Here is a 1686-nt window from a genome sequence, read left to right as displayed (position 1 = left end):
TCCTCGAGCGCGGGGTGCTGCTGCTCGATGCGCTCGAGCTCCGCCTGGCTCAGGCTCAGCAAAGGGAAGTCCGAGGGCGTGAAGCCGCCGGCGTCGCTGCGCTGGGCGTGCGCGACCAGGGCTTCCAGGGCGTCGAACCAGCCCTGGGCGAGCGAGCGGATGTCGTCCTCGCTGAACAGCTCGCCGGCCCAGGCCCAGGCGGCCTGCAGTTCAGGGCCGTCGGCCCTGTCGCGTGTGAGTGCGTCCAGCAAGATCGCATGCGCCAGGGGCGCTTCGGCATCTCCACCGCCTCCCAATGCGCCGGCCTCCGGCGCGGCGGCCCAGTCCTGTGCCTGCGGGGCGGCGAAGCGCCCGAGGTAGTTGAAGCCGATCTGCGGTGCAGCACCCGAGAGCAGTTGGGCCGTCTCGGGGTTGAGGTAGCGCAGCAGCCCGAAGCCCAGGCCATTGTCGGGCAGGGCGCGCAGCTGCTCCTTGCTCTGTTTGAGCGCGCGGCCCATGTGGGCGCCCCCGCGCAGGGCGTCGTCGAGGTCGATGCCCTGCAGGTCCAGGTGCACGGGGAAGATGCTGGTGAACCAGCCCACGGTGCGCGAGAGGTCGATGTCCTCGAAGATCTCCTCGCGGCCGTGCCCTTCGAGGTCGAAGACCACGCCCGGGGCCTGCTCGCCGCAGCGCTTGCGCCGCCACTGGGCCACGGCCAGGGCGAAGGCCGTGAGCAGCACGTCGTTGATGCGACCGTGGAAGAGCGCGGGTACCTGCGTGAGCAGTGCGGAGGTGAGCGTGGTGGGCAGGCTCAGCGTCAGGCGCCGGGCGGTGACGACCGTGTCGCGGGTGGGATCGAGGGCGCGGTGCGACAGCAGCGGGTCGGCAGCGTCCACGATGGAGCGCCACAGCGGCAGCTCGGTGAGCCGGCGTGGGGAGAGTGCCTCGGTGTTCAGGCGCAGCGCCCAGTGGCGCAGGGAGCTGCTGCGCGGCCCGAGCCTGGCGCGCTCGCCGCGCTGTGCGGCCTGCCAGGCCAGTTCGAGGTCGGGCACGAGGATGCGCCAGGAGACGCCGTCCACCGCGAGGTGGTGGATCGTCAGCAGCAGGCGTCCGGGCTGGGCACTGCCGGCGTCGAACCAGGTGGCCTGCAGCAGGCGTCCGGCCTCGGGGTCGAGGTGGGCCGCGGCCGTGCGCGAGGCTTCGGCGATGAGGCTGCGGCGGCTGGCGTCATCCAGTCCCCGGATGTCCAGGCGCTGCAGGACGTCCTGGGCGCCGTCGGCCTTGGCGGGAGCGATCTCCAGCTGCCGTCCGGCCGCATCCTTGGGCAGGAGGCGCATGCGCAGGACGTCGTGGTGGGTCGCGAGCGCCTGCAGGGCGGCAAGCAGGTGCGCCTGCTGCAGGCCCGAGGGCACCTGCAGCAGCATCGACTGGTTGAACTGCGCCATGGCGCCGCCGCCATCGAGCAGCCAATGGGCAATGGGCATCAACGGCAAGGTGCCTGTCGCGACATCTTCGGGGGTGTCTTGCGTGCACAGCGCCACCGCCACCGTGGCGAGGGCGGCCACGTTCTGGTGCTGGAAGATGCTGCGCGGCGTGATGAGCAGTCCTGCCTTGCGCGCGCGGCTGACGAGCTGGATGGAGCTGATGCTGTCGCCGCCGAGGTCGAAGAAGTTGTCGTCGATGCCGACCTGGGGGAGGTGGAGGATC

1 protein-coding gene is annotated in these 1686 nt (G+C 71.6%); it reads right to left on the bottom strand.

Annotated elements, in window-relative coordinates; all coding sequences use genetic code 11:
* Nucleotides 1-1686, bottom strand: a 1686-nt coding sequence (locus QRN67_RS18370) for a condensation domain-containing protein (protein WP_285413012.1), incomplete at both ends; no start/stop codon positions are given.

Source organism: Variovorax sp. efr-133-TYG-130 (assembly GCF_030208835.1).
Taxonomy (GTDB): Bacteria; Pseudomonadota; Gammaproteobacteria; order Burkholderiales; family Burkholderiaceae_C; genus Variovorax.
The sequence above is the reverse complement of the archived record's forward strand: the minus strand, read 5'-3'. Positions and strand labels throughout refer to the sequence as shown.